This window comes from Methylobacterium nodulans ORS 2060, from assembly GCF_000022085.1.
Taxonomy (GTDB): Bacteria; Pseudomonadota; Alphaproteobacteria; order Rhizobiales; family Beijerinckiaceae; genus Methylobacterium; species Methylobacterium nodulans.
Map to the genome: position 1 here is coordinate 77,972 of NC_011892.1, position 15,160 is coordinate 93,131.

General features: G+C 63.8%; 15 protein-coding genes and 6 pseudogenes. 13 read left to right on the forward strand and 8 right to left on the reverse strand.

What is annotated here, in order from left to right; translation table 11 throughout:
• Nucleotides 1-3: 3 nt before the first annotated feature.
• Genes paoC through MNOD_RS36705 form a run of 3 tightly spaced genes read left to right on the forward strand, consistent with a single transcriptional unit; the run spans nt 4 to nt 3,483 of the window.
• Nucleotides 4-2,223 (forward strand): aldehyde oxidoreductase molybdenum-binding subunit PaoC, encoded by a 2,220-nt coding sequence (paoC, locus tag MNOD_RS36695; RefSeq protein WP_015934025.1) that lies wholly within the window; start codon nt 4-6, stop codon nt 2,221-2,223.
• A 20-nt stretch (nt 2,224-2,243) separates the two neighbouring features.
• Nucleotides 2,244-2,717 (forward strand): (R)-mandelonitrile lyase, encoded by a 474-nt coding sequence (locus MNOD_RS36700; protein WP_015934026.1) that lies wholly within the window; start codon nt 2,244-2,246, stop codon nt 2,715-2,717.
• A 43-nt stretch (nt 2,718-2,760) separates the two neighbouring features.
• Nucleotides 2,761-3,483: a RibD family protein gene (locus MNOD_RS36705; protein WP_015934027.1), complete on the forward strand. Its 723-nt coding sequence runs from the start codon at nt 2,761-2,763 to the stop codon at nt 3,481-3,483.
• 368 nt (nt 3,484-3,851) lie between these two features.
• On the opposite strand, the pseudogene MNOD_RS47485 reads toward MNOD_RS36705, so the two are convergent.
• The 3 genes and pseudogenes from MNOD_RS47485 to MNOD_RS50400 form a co-directional block, all read right to left on the reverse strand.
• Nucleotides 3,852-3,974 (reverse strand): annotated as a pseudogene (locus MNOD_RS47485) (IS6 family transposase); the annotation flags it as partial.
• Nucleotides 3,975-4,138: 164 nt separating this feature from the next.
• Nucleotides 4,139-4,552: a GntR family transcriptional regulator gene (locus MNOD_RS36715; RefSeq protein WP_244424861.1), complete on the reverse strand. Its 414-nt coding sequence runs from the start codon at nt 4,550-4,552 to the stop codon at nt 4,139-4,141.
• A 39-nt stretch (nt 4,553-4,591) separates the two neighbouring features.
• Nucleotides 4,592-4,801: pseudogene (locus tag MNOD_RS50400) on the reverse strand (GntR family transcriptional regulator); the annotation flags it as partial.
• Between the two features lie 32 nt (nt 4,802-4,833).
• Between MNOD_RS50400 and MNOD_RS44710 the strand changes: the two are divergent.
• Nucleotides 4,834-5,025: a hypothetical protein gene (locus MNOD_RS44710; RefSeq protein ID WP_015934029.1), complete on the forward strand. Its 192-nt coding sequence runs from the start codon at nt 4,834-4,836 to the stop codon at nt 5,023-5,025.
• Here MNOD_RS44710 and MNOD_RS48505 read toward each other — a convergent pair.
• A complete protein-coding gene (locus MNOD_RS48505) occupies nt 5,013-5,525 on the reverse strand; it encodes a hypothetical protein (RefSeq protein WP_015934030.1) in 513 nt (170 codons plus the stop codon). The genes MNOD_RS44710 and MNOD_RS48505 overlap by 13 nt on opposite strands.
• Before the next feature lie 138 nt (nt 5,526-5,663).
• On the opposite strand from MNOD_RS48505, the gene MNOD_RS36720 reads away from it, so the two are divergent.
• The 5 genes and pseudogenes from MNOD_RS36720 (at nt 5,664) to MNOD_RS36740 (ending at nt 8,904) form a co-directional block, all read left to right on the forward strand.
• Nucleotides 5,664-5,888 (forward strand): AbrB/MazE/SpoVT family DNA-binding domain-containing protein, encoded by a 225-nt coding sequence (locus MNOD_RS36720; protein WP_015934031.1) that lies wholly within the window; start codon nt 5,664-5,666, stop codon nt 5,886-5,888.
• Nucleotides 5,889-5,898: 10 nt separating this feature from the next.
• Nucleotides 5,899-6,279, forward strand: coding sequence for a type II toxin-antitoxin system death-on-curing family toxin (locus tag MNOD_RS36725; protein ID WP_015934032.1), 381 nt, complete (start codon nt 5,899-5,901; stop codon nt 6,277-6,279).
• 107 nt (nt 6,280-6,386) lie between these two features.
• Nucleotides 6,387-6,497, forward strand: a pseudogene (locus MNOD_RS36730) (transcriptional regulator); the annotation flags it as partial.
• A gap of 126 nt (nt 6,498-6,623) precedes the next feature.
• Nucleotides 6,624-7,958, forward strand: a complete 1,335-nt coding sequence (locus MNOD_RS36735) for an IS1182-like element ISMno38 family transposase (RefSeq protein ID WP_012631034.1) — start codon at nt 6,624-6,626, stop codon at nt 7,956-7,958.
• A gap of 88 nt (nt 7,959-8,046) precedes the next feature.
• Nucleotides 8,047-8,904, forward strand: a complete 858-nt coding sequence (locus tag MNOD_RS36740) for an IS5-like element ISMno12 family transposase (RefSeq protein ID WP_015927380.1) — start codon at nt 8,047-8,049, stop codon at nt 8,902-8,904.
• A gap of 57 nt (nt 8,905-8,961) precedes the next feature.
• Here MNOD_RS36740 and MNOD_RS36745 read toward each other — a convergent pair.
• Nucleotides 8,962-9,170 (reverse strand): annotated as a pseudogene (locus MNOD_RS36745) (DUF2270 domain-containing protein); the annotation flags it as partial.
• Nucleotides 9,171-9,332: 162 nt separating this feature from the next.
• Between MNOD_RS36745 and MNOD_RS50200 the strand changes: the two are divergent.
• Nucleotides 9,333-9,458, forward strand: a complete 126-nt coding sequence (locus MNOD_RS50200) for a hypothetical protein (protein WP_280113511.1) — start codon at nt 9,333-9,335, stop codon at nt 9,456-9,458.
• A 233-nt stretch (nt 9,459-9,691) separates the two neighbouring features.
• Here the strand turns inward: MNOD_RS50200 and MNOD_RS44720 are convergent.
• Nucleotides 9,692-9,916: pseudogene (locus MNOD_RS44720) on the reverse strand (transposase); the annotation flags it as partial.
• Between the two features lie 457 nt (nt 9,917-10,373).
• Between MNOD_RS44720 and MNOD_RS36750 the strand changes: the two are divergent.
• Together MNOD_RS36750 and MNOD_RS36755 are read left to right on the forward strand one after the other, a co-directional pair.
• Entirely contained in the window at nt 10,374-10,742 is a 369-nt protein-coding gene (locus MNOD_RS36750; RefSeq protein WP_015934035.1) for an SPW repeat protein, read from the forward strand.
• Nucleotides 10,743-11,399: 657 nt separating this feature from the next.
• Nucleotides 11,400-12,440 carry a YeiH family protein gene (locus MNOD_RS36755; protein ID WP_015934037.1) on the forward strand — a complete coding sequence of 347 codons (1,041 nt, stop codon included), beginning with the start codon at nt 11,400-11,402 and terminating at the stop codon, nt 12,438-12,440.
• Between the two features lie 215 nt (nt 12,441-12,655).
• Here MNOD_RS36755 and MNOD_RS44730 read toward each other — a convergent pair whose 3' ends face one another.
• A complete protein-coding gene (locus tag MNOD_RS44730) occupies nt 12,656-12,847 on the reverse strand; it encodes a DUF892 family protein (RefSeq protein WP_083786716.1) in 192 nt (63 codons plus the stop codon).
• Nucleotides 12,837-13,561, reverse strand: a pseudogene (locus tag MNOD_RS42110) (transposase); the annotation flags it as partial. The gene MNOD_RS44730 and the pseudogene MNOD_RS42110, both read right to left, overlap by 11 nt.
• A 347-nt stretch (nt 13,562-13,908) precedes the next feature.
• Between MNOD_RS42110 and MNOD_RS36765 the strand changes: the two are divergent.
• A complete protein-coding gene (locus tag MNOD_RS36765; protein WP_015934038.1) occupies nt 13,909-14,964 on the forward strand; it encodes a LysR family transcriptional regulator in 1,056 nt (351 codons plus the stop codon).
• Nucleotides 14,965-15,160: the final 196 nt, after the last annotated feature.

The window sequence follows — 15,160 nt, forward strand, 5'->3', positions numbered from 1 at the left end:
GCCATGAAGTTCGACACCCCCGCGGGCACCAACCCCATCGACCAGCTCAAGGTCGTGGGCCGCGCTACCGACCGCATCGACGGCAAGTACAAGACCACCGGCACGGCGCCCTACGCCTACGAGCGCCACGACGTCGTGCCGAACCAGGCCTACGGCTACGTGCTCGGCACTGGCATCGCCAAGGGCCGCGTCCGTGCGATGCACGTCGAGGAGGCCCGGCAGGCGCCCGGCGTCCTCGCCGTCGTCACGACGCTCGACACGCCTCGGCTCGGGCGCGGCATGTTGAACGCGGCCTACCTGTTCGGGGGACCGGAGGTTCAGCATTACCACCAGGCGATCGCCGTCGTGGTGGCGGAGACCTTCGAGCAGGCCCGGGCGGCGGCGTTCCTCATCCGGGTCGACTACGCGCCGGAGGTCGGCCGCTTCGACCTGGCCGCGGAGACGCCGTCCGCGCCGCCGGTCGGGGGCGACAGCGGGGAGGGCAGCGGCAGCAGCGGCAAGGAGCGCGTCGGCGACTTCGACGGCGCCTTCGCGCAGGCTCCCGTCACGCTCGACGAGACCTACACCACCGCCGACGAGAGCCACGCCATGATGGAGCCGCATGCGACCATCGCGGCCTGGGAGGGCGACAAGCTCACGCTCTGGACCTCCAACCAGATGATCGCCTGGGCCAAGGGTAGCATCGCCAAGATCCTTGGCATCCCGAAGCAGAACGTCCGGGTCGACTCGCCCTATGTCGGCGGCGGTTTCGGGGGCAAGCTCTTCGTGCGCGCAGATGCGGTGCTCGCCGCACTGGGCGCGAAGGCGGCGCAACGCCCGGTCAAGGTGGCGCTGACGCGTCCGCTCATCCCCAACAACACCACGCACCGACCCGCCACCATCCAGCGCATCCGCATCGGCGCGACGAAGGACGGCACCATCACCGCCATCGCGCACGAGAGCACGTCGGGCAACCTGCCGGACGGCAGCCCCGAGACGGCGGTGGACCAGACCAAGCTCCTCTACGCCGGCGCCAATCGCCTCACTGCCCTGCGGCTCGCCCATCTCGACCTTCCCGAGGGCAACGCCATGCGCGCGCCCGGCGAGGCACCGGGCATGATGGCGCTGGAAATCGCCATAGACGAGATGGCGGAGAAGCTGGGGCTGGATCCGGTGGAGTTCCGCATCCGCAACGACACCCAGGTCGATCCGAACCAGCCGGGGCGCCGCTTCTCCCATCGCGACCTCGTCGGCTGCCTCAGGCTCGGTGCCGAGCGGTTCGGCTGGGCCAAGCGCAACCCGATTCCTGGACAGGCTCGTGACGGGCAGTGGCTTGTCGGCATCGGAATGGCGGCCGGCTTCCGCAACAATCTCCTGGGCAAGTCCGGCGCGCGCGTCCGGCTCGACGCAGGCGGGACTGTGACGGTCGAGACCGACATGACCGACATCGGCACTGGCAGCTACACCATCATCGCCCAGACCGCGGCGGAGATGATGGGCGTGCCGCTCGACACGGTCGTCGTCCGGCTCGGCGATTCCGACTTCCCGGCTTCGGCCGGCTCCGGCGGCCAATGGGGCGCCAACAACTCGACCGCCGGGGTCTATGCGGCCTGTGTGCAGCTGCGCGAAGCGGTGGCGCAGCGGCTCGGCATCAACTCGGCCGACGCCGTCTTCGCGGACGGCCAGGTCCGCTCGGGCAATCGCGTCGTGCCGCTCGGCGAGGCGGCGAGGGCGGGCGAACTCACCGCCGAGGACGCCATCGAGTACGGCGACCTCTCCAAGAAGCAGCAGCAATCGACCTTCGCTGGCCATTTCGTGGAGGTGGGCGTCGATGTCGACACCGCGGAGGTGCGGGTGCGGCGCATGCTGGCGGTCTGCGCGGCTGGGCGCATCCTCAACCCGAAATCGGCCCGCAGTCAGGTCATCGGCGGGATGACCATGGGCGTCGGCGCGGCGCTGATGGAGAAACTCTCGGTCGACAGGCGCCGCGGCTTCTTCGTCAACCACGACCTCGCCGGCTACGAGGTGCCGGTGCATGCCGACATCCCCCACCAGGAGGTGATCTTCCTCGACGAGGTCGATCCGATGTCGTCCCCGATGAAGGCCAAGGGGGTGGGCGAGCTCGGCCTGTGCGGGGTGGGCGCTGCTGTGGCGAACGCGGTCTACAACGCCACGGGCGTGCGGGTGCGGGATTATCCCATCACCGTCGACAAGCTCCTCGACCGCATGCCGGACGCGGCGTGAGGCGCGAGGGAGATCCGGCCATGCGCGCCATGACCGCGTTGGCGACGTCGCTCCTTCTCGTGGCCGCGGCTGCCGCTGTGGCCGCGGAGGGAACGGTGACGGTCCAGCGAAGCGGCTCCCAGCCCTCTGCTAAGGGGGCCGCCGGACAGTTCACGGGTTCCGTGCGCGTCGACCCGCTGCTCAGGGAGGCGCCCCCGTTGCGAATGTCGGGGGCCCTCGTCACCTTCGAGCCGGGGGCTCGCACGGCGTGGCACACCCACCCACTTGGGCAGACCCTGATCGTCACCGCCGGGGCGGGCCGGGTCCAGCAATGGGGCGGCCCGATCCAGGAGATCCAGCCCGGCGACGTGGTGCGCATCCCGCCCGGCGTGAAGCACTGGCATGGGGCCGCGGCCACTGCCGGCATGAGCCACATCGCCATTGCGGAGGCGCTCGACGGCAAGGTGGTCGACTGGATGGAGCACGTCACCGACACGCAGTACCGCGGCGAGTGAGCCAGCCGCCGCGGACCGGACCGAGAAAGGAAGCTGTCGTCTCATGCGCCCCAAGATCATCTGCCACATGGTGAGCTCCATCGACGGGCGCCTCCATCCCAGCCGCTTCACGGTCCCGGCGGCCGGCGTGGACGGCGACCGTCTGCGGCGGCACTACGACGAGGTCGCGGCTCGCTTCGGGGCCCAAGGCTGGATGGTCGGGCGCAAGACCATGCAGGAGATCGCGAAGGGCGCGGCACGGACACCGGCCGGCGCTGGCGTCTCCTCGCGTGAGCCGTTCGTCGGCAACCGCAAGGGCCGCGACCTCGCCGTGGCCATCGACCCCCACGGCAGGGTCCACTACGGGCAGGATCACGTCCTCGGCGACCACGTCGTCGCCGTGCTCTCGGAGGCGGTGTCCGACGCCTACCTCGCCGAACTGCGGGAGGACGGCGTGTCCTACCTGTTCGCGGGTCCGGACGGCACCGACCTCCGCCGCGCGATGGACGCCCTCGGCCAGACCTTCGGGGTGGAGACCATCCTGTTGCAGGGTGGTGCGAGCATCAACGGCGCCTTCCTGAAGCAACGGCTCATCGACGAGATCAGCCTGCTCATCCAACCGGCCATCGACGGCTTGGCCGGGGTGCCGAGCATCTTCGGATACGAGGGGAGCGCCGATGAGCGGCCGGGTGCTGGGCAGGCGCTTCGCCACCTGCACACCGAGACGCTTGAGGGCGGCATGGTCTGGTTGCGCTACCGCGTCGAGGACGCACCGGCTTTGGGGTGAGGATATCGACGTTCGGCAGCGCGTGCGGCGGGCGCGCTCCCCAATCGGCCACGTCTAAGCATGTCCCTCGATCGCCCCTCCCGGCGCGGGATCGGCTGCGATCCTGCGCGTGATCGCCCTGTTGCTCGCCGGCCCGCGCGTCTACGAGACCTGGATTCGGACCTCGATCACTACCGGCCGTGGGTCGTGCGCCTCTCTCAGGCGCCGCAGGATCGGCCGGGCGCCTCGCCGGGTCCGGGTCGCCGTTGCTGCGTTACCTTAGAGTAGAGGGCCGCCGCCATGCCGGGCCATCACATCATCGCCGACCTCGACGAAGCCGATCTGCACATCGCAATGGCGAGCGGCGGATCAGCGAGCTCGTTGCCCAAACTCAGGGCGCAGCGCAGGGACCAGAAGACGGCCTGGACGATCAGGGCGGCCTCGAAGTGGCGGCCCTTGAAGTCGCCATGGGCTTGGCGCTTCAGCTTGAGGGCGAGGGCGGTGAGGATCATGGCCGGCTCCGGGGCGGAGGCGGCAAGCTGGGCGGGTATGCCTAACGGCTGGTGAACGTCACCGCGTTTGCGACAGGCCCCCTTCGGCTGGATCGCCGGCCGGGGGGCCGCTTCGGCGCTCCGCGAGCAGACCGAGCAGCCGACCGCGGGTGAGCCGGCGGCGCTCAGTCCGACTGGTACATCCTGATCCGCGTCTTGAAGGAGGCGCGGATATGGGCGCGGGCGGCCTCCTCCGCGCCATCGCGGTCATGCACCCGGATCCGCGCCACGATGGCCGCGTGCTCGTCGACGGCTGGCTCCGCGCGGCCCGGCTCGGCGAGGGTGGTGCCGGCAAGCAGGACCAGGGACAGGCGCATGTTCTCCAGCATGCCCTGCAGGAAGCGGTTGCGGGCGCAGGCGTGGATCTGCCGATGGAAGAGCCGGTTGGTCCGCGCGAGGATTCTCGGATCGTGGGTCAGCGTGCGGTCGCGGGCGACCATCTCTTCCAGCACGTCGATCTCGGTGTCGCTGGCGTGGGTGGCTGCGAGGCGAGCCGCCATGCCTTCGAGCACCTCCCGCAGGTCATAGAGCTCGGTCACCTGCGCGTATCCGAGCTTGGTGAGCGTGGCGCCGCGGTGCGGCTCGTGCGTGACGAGCCCATGGGATTCGAGCCGCGCCAGCGCCTCGCGGATCGGCGTCCGGCTGATCGCGAAGCGCTCGGCCAGCTCCGCCTCCCGCAGGGATTCGGACAGGGTCGCGGAGGCGGTTGACGCTATGCGGCAGGGCGTCGGATCAGGCCACGATTGAATCCGGCCTGACCCCGGTGCCTCGAACGCGTGGTGCCCTATTTCGTGTTCAACAAGGCCGACCTGAGGCTCAAATGAAACGCGCTCTGATCATTTTTGCTGCTCCGCTCCTGATGACCGCAGGAACATCATGTGCGTATGCAAAAGATCCTTGGAAGAAATACTATAAGCAAGAGATGAAACAGGAGAAAGAGTTCTATAAGGCCCGCCGCAAAAGCGAGAAGGCTTGGCACAAATATCACAAGAAGTACGGTTACGATTGGTAGGACCGCACCATATCAGGCGGATCGGCCAGACGAGAAGAGCCCGCCACGGCAGGACCGGGCGGGCTGAGAAGGGCACCATTGGGAGGAGTGCCAGACAACCACGCCGGCCGGCGCGGCGCCTTAACCTGGGCTACCAGCTTCAGCCCTATCGTTGCGGCCGTCACGCTGCCCTTCGATCCCCAGCCAGCTAGGCAGGGTGCCGTGACCAGCGGACGGACAAAGACCTGTCGGTCCGGCCGCTGCACGCAAGACAGGCCCGCCACGGCAAGATCTATCCCGTCCTGAGCCCGCAGCCGTGCAGCGACGGCCAGCAGACCTGCGCGATCGAGCCACCCTGCCATCTCGGGATCGTCCAGTTCCTGGGCACGCACGCTCAGGCTGGCGAACCGCCGCAGCAGGTACTGCACGTCGTCATTGATCAGCAGGCTCGGCGGTGGCGCGGCTTCCGCGGCCGGCGATGCGGCATGCCCGACGAAGCGCAGGTGTGAGGTCTCGGGCATGCTGGCCGCCCCGCCAAATCAGGCTGGTAGAGCCTTGCTACCCTGCACTGCGCCCCTGGAGATGCAACCTCCAACCCGCTTGTGGACCGCCGCACTGCCCCCTAATGTTAAAACATCAGTTAGAACGGAGGGGCTGCCATGCTTGCGCTCAAGCTGACGGCGATCGGCAATTCGGTGGGCGTCATCCTGCCGAAGGAGGCGCTGAGCCGTCTCAAACTCGACAAGGGCGATACCGTGTATCTCACCGAGACGCCGGACGGCTATCGGATCACGCCCTATAACGAGGAATTCGAGACACAGATGAAAGCCGCCCGCGAGATCATGCGGCAGAACCGTGACGTTCTTCGCGAGCTTGCCAAGTAATTGGCAAGTAATGCCGATCTGGATCATCAAAGAGGTCGTCCTCGCCGTTCACGACGAGCAACTGGCGGAGCACGGCGGTTCCTCGGGCGTGCGGGACGAGGGCGCCCTCGATTCCGCTTTGGCACGGCCTCAGAACAAAGAGGCTTACGGCTGCACCGACATCATGGAACTCGCGGCAGCCTATGCTTTCGGTGTGGCGCGCAATCATCCGTTCATCGACGGAAACAAGCGGACATCATTCGTAGTGACCTTGCTGTTTCTGCATATGAACGGATTTGTTCTGACAGCACCGCAGTCCGACCGGGTGACGACATGGCTGTCGATCGCGGCCGGCGAGATGGACGAGGCCGCCATCGCGGCATGGCTGCGCGCGAACACGCGGCCGATCTAGGGTCTGGACTCGATCAGATCGAAGGCCTCGGGTTGGGGGAAAGCGAACCATCATGGTCAGGCAGCCTGTCGGTTGCATGAGACCCGCGATCAGCATAGGTTGCGTGAATGGACCTTGACCCCCTCTTCAAAGCGCTGGCCGATCCGACGCGTCGCCGTCTGCTGGACGAGCTCGCACTGCGGGACGGTCAGACGCTGTTCGAGTTGCACGCCCGCTTGGTTAGATGCCGTAATGGGCCTGCCGCCAGGGTGTAGCGAGGCGGGGCGGCAGGCCCATTACGGCATCTAGGAGCCCGTCCGAGTAAGTACCTCGACGGCGGCGCTTTGGGATGATTCACTCGGCTCATGGCCAAGGTGTTTCGCTCCTGGGACGTCGATCAGGGCTGGCTGCTGCCACCCTCGCTGCATGAGTTCGTGCCGCCCGGGCACATGGCGCACTTCGTGCGCGATACGGTGCGCGAGGCGCTCGACCTCTCAGCCATTCTCGACACCTACACCGAGGAGCGCGGCTACCCGCCCTACCATCCCGGCATGATGGTGGCCCTGCTCCTCTACGGCTACAGCCGCGGTCTGTACTCGTCGCGTCAGCTCGCCCGCGCCTGCGAGGAGCGGGTTGACTTCATGGCCGTGACCGGCCTGAACCGGCCCGACTTCCGCACCATCGCTGACTTCCGCAAGCGGCATCTGACGGCGCTCTCGGACCTGTTCGTGCAGGTGCTGCGGCTGTGCCGGGCGGCCGGGCTGGTCGGCTTTGCCCACGTGGCGGTGGACGGCACCAAGCTGAAGGCCAACGCCTCGCGCCACAAGGCGATGAGCTACGGCCGGATGAAGGCGGCCGAGTCGACGCTGGCCGCCGAGGTCGAGGCTTGGCTGGATCAAGCGCGCGAGGCCGACGCGGCGGAGGATCGGGCTCATGGGACCGACCATCGTGGCGACGAGACACCGGCCTGGATGGCCGACAAGCAGCGGCGGCTGGAGACGATCCGCGCCGCCAAGGCCGCGTTGGAGGCAGAGGCTGCCGATCCGCCCGATCCGGAGGACGAGGACGGGCCGGGGGCCTCGTCGGGCATGCGCTGGCAAGGTCGGCCCTTGCGGGGCGAGGACGGCGGTCCGCCCGACCGGGCGCAGCGCAACTTCACCGACCCGGACAGCCGCATCCTGCCCACGCGCGACGGGTTCGTGCAGGGCTACAACGGCCAGATTGCGGTTGATGCGGCCCATCAGGTGATCGTCGCGCATCGGCTCGTGACGAACCCCGCCGACTCGCGCGCTCTCGTGCCGCTCGTCGACGGCGTCTGCACCCATCTCGGGCGCAAGCCGCGGGAGGTCTCCGGAGATGCCGGCTTTGCCACCGAGGCGAACCTGGCCGCGCTGCAGGAGCGACGGATCACAGCCTATCTCGCTCCGGGCCGTGCCCGTCACGGCGAGGCGGATGCAGCAGGTCGCCGGAGGCTGACGAAGATGCCCCTGATGAGCGCGATGGCCGTCCGCCTGAAGCGGGCTGGGCGCCGGAGCCGTTACCGTCTCAGGAAGCAGGTCGTCGAGCCGGTGTTCGGGCAGATCAAGCAGGCCAGAGGCTTCCGACAGTTCCTGCTACGTGGGCTCGATCAGGTCCGCGGCGAGTGGGCGATGATCTGCACCGCCCATAACCTCCTGAAGCTGGCGCAGGCCGCGCGCTGAGCCTGTGGCGCAGGAGCCATCCGCCCAGATCTCAACCTTAGAGTCCGTTGGGAAAGGGTGGCCAAGAGAAAATGCGGGATGATAGAGCATGTCTGCTCGTCTCGAATGGATGAATGGCCCCTCCTTGGTCTGGACCGCTGCAAATCGGCCGCGCTATGATCGTCGCAGCCAGAGATACCCGAGTGATATGACGAACGACGAGTGGCTCACCCTGGAGCCACTGCTTCCTGTCGCGGAGGGGATCGGGCGGCCCCGGACCTATCCTATTCGGGACATCATGAACGGCATCCGCTACGTGCAGCGGTACGGCATTCCCTGGGATGCCATGCCAAAGGATCTGCCGCCCGCCAGTCTCTGCTACGATTACTGGCGGTTGCTCACCGATGGCGGCCACATGGACCGGATCAACCATCATCTCGTGATGAGGGATCGTGAGAAGTCCGGGAAAGAAGCCAGTCCAACGCTGGCGATTGTGGATGCCCAGGCGGTGAAGTGTGACGCCCCGCAAGGCGAGCGCGGGTACGATGCGGCGAAACAAGTGCTGGGGCGCAAGCGGCATCTGGCGGTCGACAGCGACGGACGCCTGCTTGCGGTGATGATCACTCCGGCCAACGTTCAGGATCAAGAGGGCGGGATCCCGCTCGTCAAGCGCTTGGTTCGTCTCTGTCCCTGGATCAAGACAATCGTGGTGGACGGTGGGTACAAGGCCCGTTTCATTGAGGCGGTTCAGGCTGGCACGAGCCGTGTCGTGGAAGTGGTCGTACGGCCGCAATTTGGGAAGGGCTTTGTGCTTCTGCCGAAACGATGGCGGATTGAGCAAAGCATCGGCGCTCTCACGGTGTCGCGCCGTCTCAAGCTGGATTACGATACGCTGCTTCACATCTCGGCGGCGGCTATGCTTTTCGCCTCTATAACTCGGCTTCTCGCGTCAATCACTATGAAATGACCCTTTCCCAACGGACTCTTAGTCCCAACGCATCAAACCGTTACTCGGACGGGCTCCTAGCTGTCGCAGACGAACGCGATAGACATCGAAGAAGCGGTAGCGGCGCGCCTCGATGGCCAGCAGCATCACAAGGAGCATGGCGAACAGGAGCACCCCATGATGGGCAGTAGGGCTTGAGAGCGAGACCGACAGCATGGCGCGATAACCGTGATCGCCCAGTTCGTGGTGCGGTCGATGCGGTCGCGCCAGCCGGTTGTGCGGCCCATTTCAGCTCGATAGTAGTGAGCAACAACCGTGCTGACTTCTGTTGAGGTACTAGGAAGTGGGAGTTGGGCGGCGACAGGATGGGTGTCCTGCGAAGTATTAGAGAGTTAACCTATGCCCATGGTGATTCTCCTGATAAGTAATTGGATTAGCGGTACGCCTCCGTGTCTGGGTGGGTCGAGAGCCTGGAGCGCGACCGCGACCGGCTGGTGCGCCTCGAGGATCAGGTGCGGATCGCGACGGACCTGCTGCGGGAGATCCGCCAGGAGATCCGGGCGCCGCGCCGCTGACCTGCTGCGCCAGGGGGCTTGTCACGTTGGGCCAGTATAGGCCGTTGCGGCCCAAAACGGCGCCGCCCCGGCCCGGTAAGTCGTTGAAATTGCACGAACCGCTGCGGCTCGGCTCGCCAGTAGAGGCAAGTAACCAAGCCCAACGTGACAAGCCCGTGGCGACCACCTCCTCGTCAGCGTGCACGGCCTGATGGCCGCCCTCCAGCATGCGCCGCTTCCAGGAGAACAACAGTCCAGAGGAACCCGCCTTCCAGACTGGCAATGAAGTACTGTAGCTGATCGTCTCCGGAAAGCTCCAGGCGCCGACCAATCGGCTGCCGGCTCACGCGTCCCCCCGGCCCGAGTAGACCGCGCAGGTAGAACGGGGCCCAGCGTCGGCGGGTCTTGCGACTCATTACGGCGAGGAAGGGCGCCAGCCACGTATCGAGATCCTGAGCGTGAGGGTCGGCATCGGACATCGCGACCTCCCGTGGCAGCCTGACTCGGAAGGGAAACGCACAACACCTCCCAAGCGCCCAGGTAGTACTAGAGCCGTGGCCGTTTCGGTTGAAACGGCCACGGCTCTTCAGTCTTTGATTTTTCCGCTCCCTTGCGCCGAACCGGCCTCCACTTCGGCGGCGGGGGGGCTCCAGCACCCCGATCTTCCGAAATAAGGCCAAGTTTAAATCGAGGAAAAATATTTCACAATGTCAACCCAATATGCGAGGCTATCGATAAATCAGAACTATTTCTTATATATGAAAGCTTCCGACAGGCTCAAGTGTTTCTGCTAAGTCTCAACTGATGCCTTGGCGCCGCTCCCGACCGCTTGTACACTCAGTGCCTAAGTGGCGGCAGGCATCCTGCCGCTCGGCTTCGCTCCCTTTGGCCTATCTGACGGCCTGAGGCGAGCGAGAGTTCTCGGAGGAGGAGTAAATGAGAGCCATCGAGAACGAAAACGGAGGCATCTTCCTGAACGGGCTATGCGTCGCCTGCGGTGTCATCCTCTCCCTGATGCCATGGTACCTTGAGCTCGGCAGCGGGACCTATGCCGCGCGGAATGCATGGATCTGCGGGGGCCTGATCGCCATCGTTGGGCTGATGGCTATCAGCCTGTCCTACGACTGGGAAGAGTACCTCAATCTCGCTATCGGCCTTTGGGTGGCCGTCGCCCCGTGGGTGCTCGGCTTTGCGGCGGTCACGCATGCCATGTGGACCCATGTTGTGGTTGGGGTCACTGTGGCTGCCCTGGCCGGGCTGGAGCTCTGGCGTCTTTACCAGGTCCCAACGGCGCGTTCCGTATGACCCCCGCCATCCGAGCGATCCGTTCGGGCGCGCTGCATCCACCGCCTCGGGCAACATGGCTTGGGCGCGGAAAGGAAGAATGGTCAATCTCAGCCAGCTGGCCGCCGGTCTCTTTTCGTCGCGGCAGCCGAGGCCTACCGCATGCGCGTCGTCGGCATTGTCCTCAGCGGCTATGGAAATGACGGCGCCGAGGATTTGCGCGTCATGCCGGGCGTGGCGCTCACGTACTGGTACGAGCTACTGGTACGAGCCGGAGCTGCTTTGAAGCTATGCCACACAACAGGGTGGAGGCTTTTTGCACATTCAGACCGGCATATGAGCAGACCGGCATATGAGACGGTTCGTCTCCCCTCGGGCGAGCATTCGGCCAAGGACTATTGTTGGATAAGAAACTTCAATTTTCCTGGATACGGCCGGAGGGGCCATGCTCCGGCTATGGATGTCTGGGCTATGAATGTCTGGGGCTGCCCAAAGCGTCCGGCGACGCTCATCAGGTCGGCGGCGAGGATTTCATAGGTCTCTTGGCATCTCACTTCAGTCGATTGACCTCAACATCTCCACCAAGGTCAGATAAGCTGATACGAGATTTATAACGACGAAAACGCCACATGTCTGAGGGATTTCTGAAACTTCTATATCGATCGAAAGAGACTTTCAATGTTCAGTCTTGCGCCTCATTCCGCCTCAAGTTGGCTTAAGAACCTGAACGTGCTGAGCAAGACCACGGAGTACTTTCCGGGGGTCCTTTTTAGCGTCACAATAGGCATGGCTGCGACCTTTGTATCGGGTGCCTATGGTGGACCGACCGTTCTCTTCGCGTTGCTCCTGGGAATGGCGTTTAACTTCATCTCGACCGAGTCTCGACTCGCGCCCGGCGTAGTCTTCTCAGCACGCACAATCTTGCGAATTGGTGTGGCTGCCCTGGGCGCTCGGATCACAGCCGAGCAAGTATTGGGTCTTGGCTGGTCGACGCTTGTCGGCGTAGCGGCGGCTGTTGCGCTCACAATCGGGTTTGGCATGGCGGCCGCCAGGCTGCTTGGCCTCAAGACTCAATTCGGCGTTCTCACCGCAGGTGCGGTGGCGATCTGCGGCGCGTCTGCAGCGGCAGCTATTGCTGCCGTGCTGCCGCGGCATGAAATGCATGAACGCGATACTGTCTTCACCATTATCGCTGTTACGACGTTGAGTACTATCGCTATGGTCGTCTATCCAGTAGTCAGCCGAATGTTTCACTTTTCGCATGCCGATGCAGGCGTGTTTCTCGGCGGAACTATCCACGATGTGGCGCAAGTAGTTGGCGCTGGTTACAGTGTCTCACCTGAAACTGGGGACATAGCCACGATAATTAAACTTCTTCGTGTTGCTCTTCTTGTTCCAGCTGTTCTTTCCATATCGATACTCACCAGTCGGATTCAGGCTGGAGCTGGGCCGGCTGCAAAACCTCCAGCGCTCGTACCGAGTTTTCTTGTTGCATTTATCGTAATTGTGATACTCAATAGCTTCCACTTTATTCCGCCGATCGTTCAATCCACTCTCAGCGATCTGTCTCGGTGGTGCATAGTAATCGCGATTGCGGCGCTCGGCGCCAAGACCTCGCTCGCCGCACTCGCTCAAGTTGGCCATCGTGCGATGGCCCTGATGGTAGCGGAGACGGCTTTCATCGCGCTGTTCGTGCTGGTGTTGGTGCATGTGGGATAAGGGACATGCGCTTTGGGAGCGAAGCGAAAAGGCTTTTTAGGCATTCAGGCATCTCTCCGTTTGCAGCATGGCGGTTACGCAGGAATAGCCGTAACGGCCGTGCTCGGACGCCAGCGCAATGATGGCGCCTGACGCCAGAATCCTGGCCACAGCGCTCCAAGTAATTGGAGACGCCAACGAGATCCCCCACCGAGACGGCTAAGTCTGCTGGCAGGTTAACGACCGCCTCCGAGATCCGATAGCACTCCGTCCGTGTTCTCCTTCTCGGAGAGCGTTTCATTGAGAAGGCACTCCGCTTTGCTCTGTCCAAGCTGCTTGGCCGAAGCGATCAGCGTGCCGTAGCGCGTGATTTCGTACTGCTCAACAGCCTCCGCGGCAGCAATGAGGCATGCGCTACACGGCTTCATCGTGCACCCGGCCGGGACGAAGGGCAGTATGGGGTGTGAGCGTGACCGCGTTCGCCCGCAAGATGCGCAGCACCCGCGTGGCGTTCACGGCCGCGCCCCGGGCGCGCGGCACCCGGTTCAGGAGTGCAGTGATCCAGCGATAGCCGTAGCTCAGGCACTCGACCACGAGCTGGCGGATGGTGGGCAGGAGCGCCGCGTCCTCCGGCTTGCGGCAGGGACTGCGTGGCTGGGCCGGCCTGCGCACACGCTCGATCAGGCTGGAGCGAGCAACCCCGAGCGTGTCAGCGACGGCCTTCATCGGGAAGCGCCCATTGGAGCGCTCCAGGACGGCAGCAACAACGCTGGTTTTTTTTACCCGGGCGGCATCGAGTGCCTCCTTAAGCACTTCGACTTCCATCGTCTTGCGGCCGAGCAGGCGCTCCAGGTCACGCGCGCCGCTCAAGCTCCGGACGCGGCTGGCACGGACTGCGTCCTTGTCGGCCGCCACCGACTCGTGCCCACCCTCGATCATGCGGCGTTTTCAGCGGAACAGGTGGTTGGGCGAGATCCCGGTCTGCCGAGCAACCAGCGATACTGAGGACCCGGGCTGCATCGTCTGTTCGACCAAGCGCACCTTCTCAGCCGTGCTCCAGCATTGACGGCGCTGGAAGAACGTGAGCACCCCGACGCAGGACCGGCGGGGCCGTTCGGATCGGAAGCCATAGTCGTATCCATAGGCCGATGCCTATGCCATATCGAGCTATGCTGCCTGTCCGCTCGAAAAAGGGTGCGGTGCACGTACAAAGCTCAGCACGTGTTTATCGCGGCCGAAGAGGCAGTCAGCGTGCCACCGGCGCTCGAAGCTAGGCATATTTTGGCTATCGTTCAATAAATACTCTGAATTATCTATGCCCAACCGAATAAGCCATACTGTAGCGTTGGTGAGGTCAAGGTTCGCCTGGAACGTTGAGCATCTTTACGGACCGAGCTGGCCTTCCCGAGGTTTACGTACACCCTTGCTGTTGACCAGCCCGGGTATCACGACCTGGTGCTTCCATGTTACATGCAGAACGGGGCTGGTGATGTTTTTGCGTCAATTCGAATATCTGCTCGCGGTGGCCGACGAAGAGCATTTCGGGCGAGCTGCCGATCGCTGCCATGTCACTCAGCCGACCCTCTCGGTCGCCATCAAGCACCTGGAATCGGAACTTGGCGTGCAGATTTTTGTGCGAGGGAGAGGCCACCGGCTTCACGGACTGACGCCAGACGGCGAGTTGATCATCAAATGGGCTCGCAAGGTGGTAACCCTTTGCGAGGGGATGCGCGCCGAGATTGCGGCCAAGCATGGCAACTCTCCTAGTCGCCTACGAGTGGGGGTGACACCCTCGATGTCGCCAGTCTTGCCTGTTCTGCTCCAGCTCGTTCGCGCGGAGCATCCAGAGATAATCACGGATGTGCATTGCATCAACAATGAAGTTATTAGAACGGGGTTGAGCAAATTACTTCTCGATGTGGCTTTCACTTATCTCGATGATGACGAAGTTGGTCGCTATAAGACGTTGAAGATTTGCACCGAGAAGCTCAGCCTTTTAGTGCCAGATGTGGCGGAGTTTGCTGATCAGACCAGTATTTCATGGCATGAGGCGGCCAAGATGCCACTCGCGCTGCTGCGACCAAATTTGCACGAGCGCCACTTTATCGACGGAGTGTTTGCAAGTGTAGGCTGTCACCCAATGGTCCGAGCCGAATCAGGGTCCATTATGCACCTGATGTTTCAGGTACAATTCGGCGGATTGTGCACGATTATACCAGAACATTTTACCCTTATGCCAGGTCTGCACCGCGGAACGAAAGCGCTTCAGCTTATTGATCCCGTGGTGAGCCGGGAGGTCGGCTTGCTCTGGGCCGAGGATGAGGTCATGACTCCTCTGGCTAATCTGCTAGTCAGCGCCATGAAAGACCTTAACAAGCGAGGTGGTCTGGAAACGATCCTCATGAATATTGGATTGGAGCCTTGTTTCCGGGGTCAGCGGGATGCCCACGCTCCGTCGATCGGGGCGCCGTTTCTGGCCTCGCCGGAGTGCGACTTAGCAACTGCCCGTAGCAAACCACCAAGTGATGAAATAGTTTGGCTGTGATAGAATGTGGCCAGGGACGCGCGTCAGGTTGTGACCGGATTGACATCCGTAGCGCCTTTTCAAGCGGCCGATGTCGCGTAGGGCCGCATCCGGTGCGGCTGGGTGGGGAACCACGTTGCAGCGGAGTCCGGCATCTCACCACGTATGGAGATGCACACCTCTAATAACCTCCTCGGTTTCCAACACTCGTCCAACC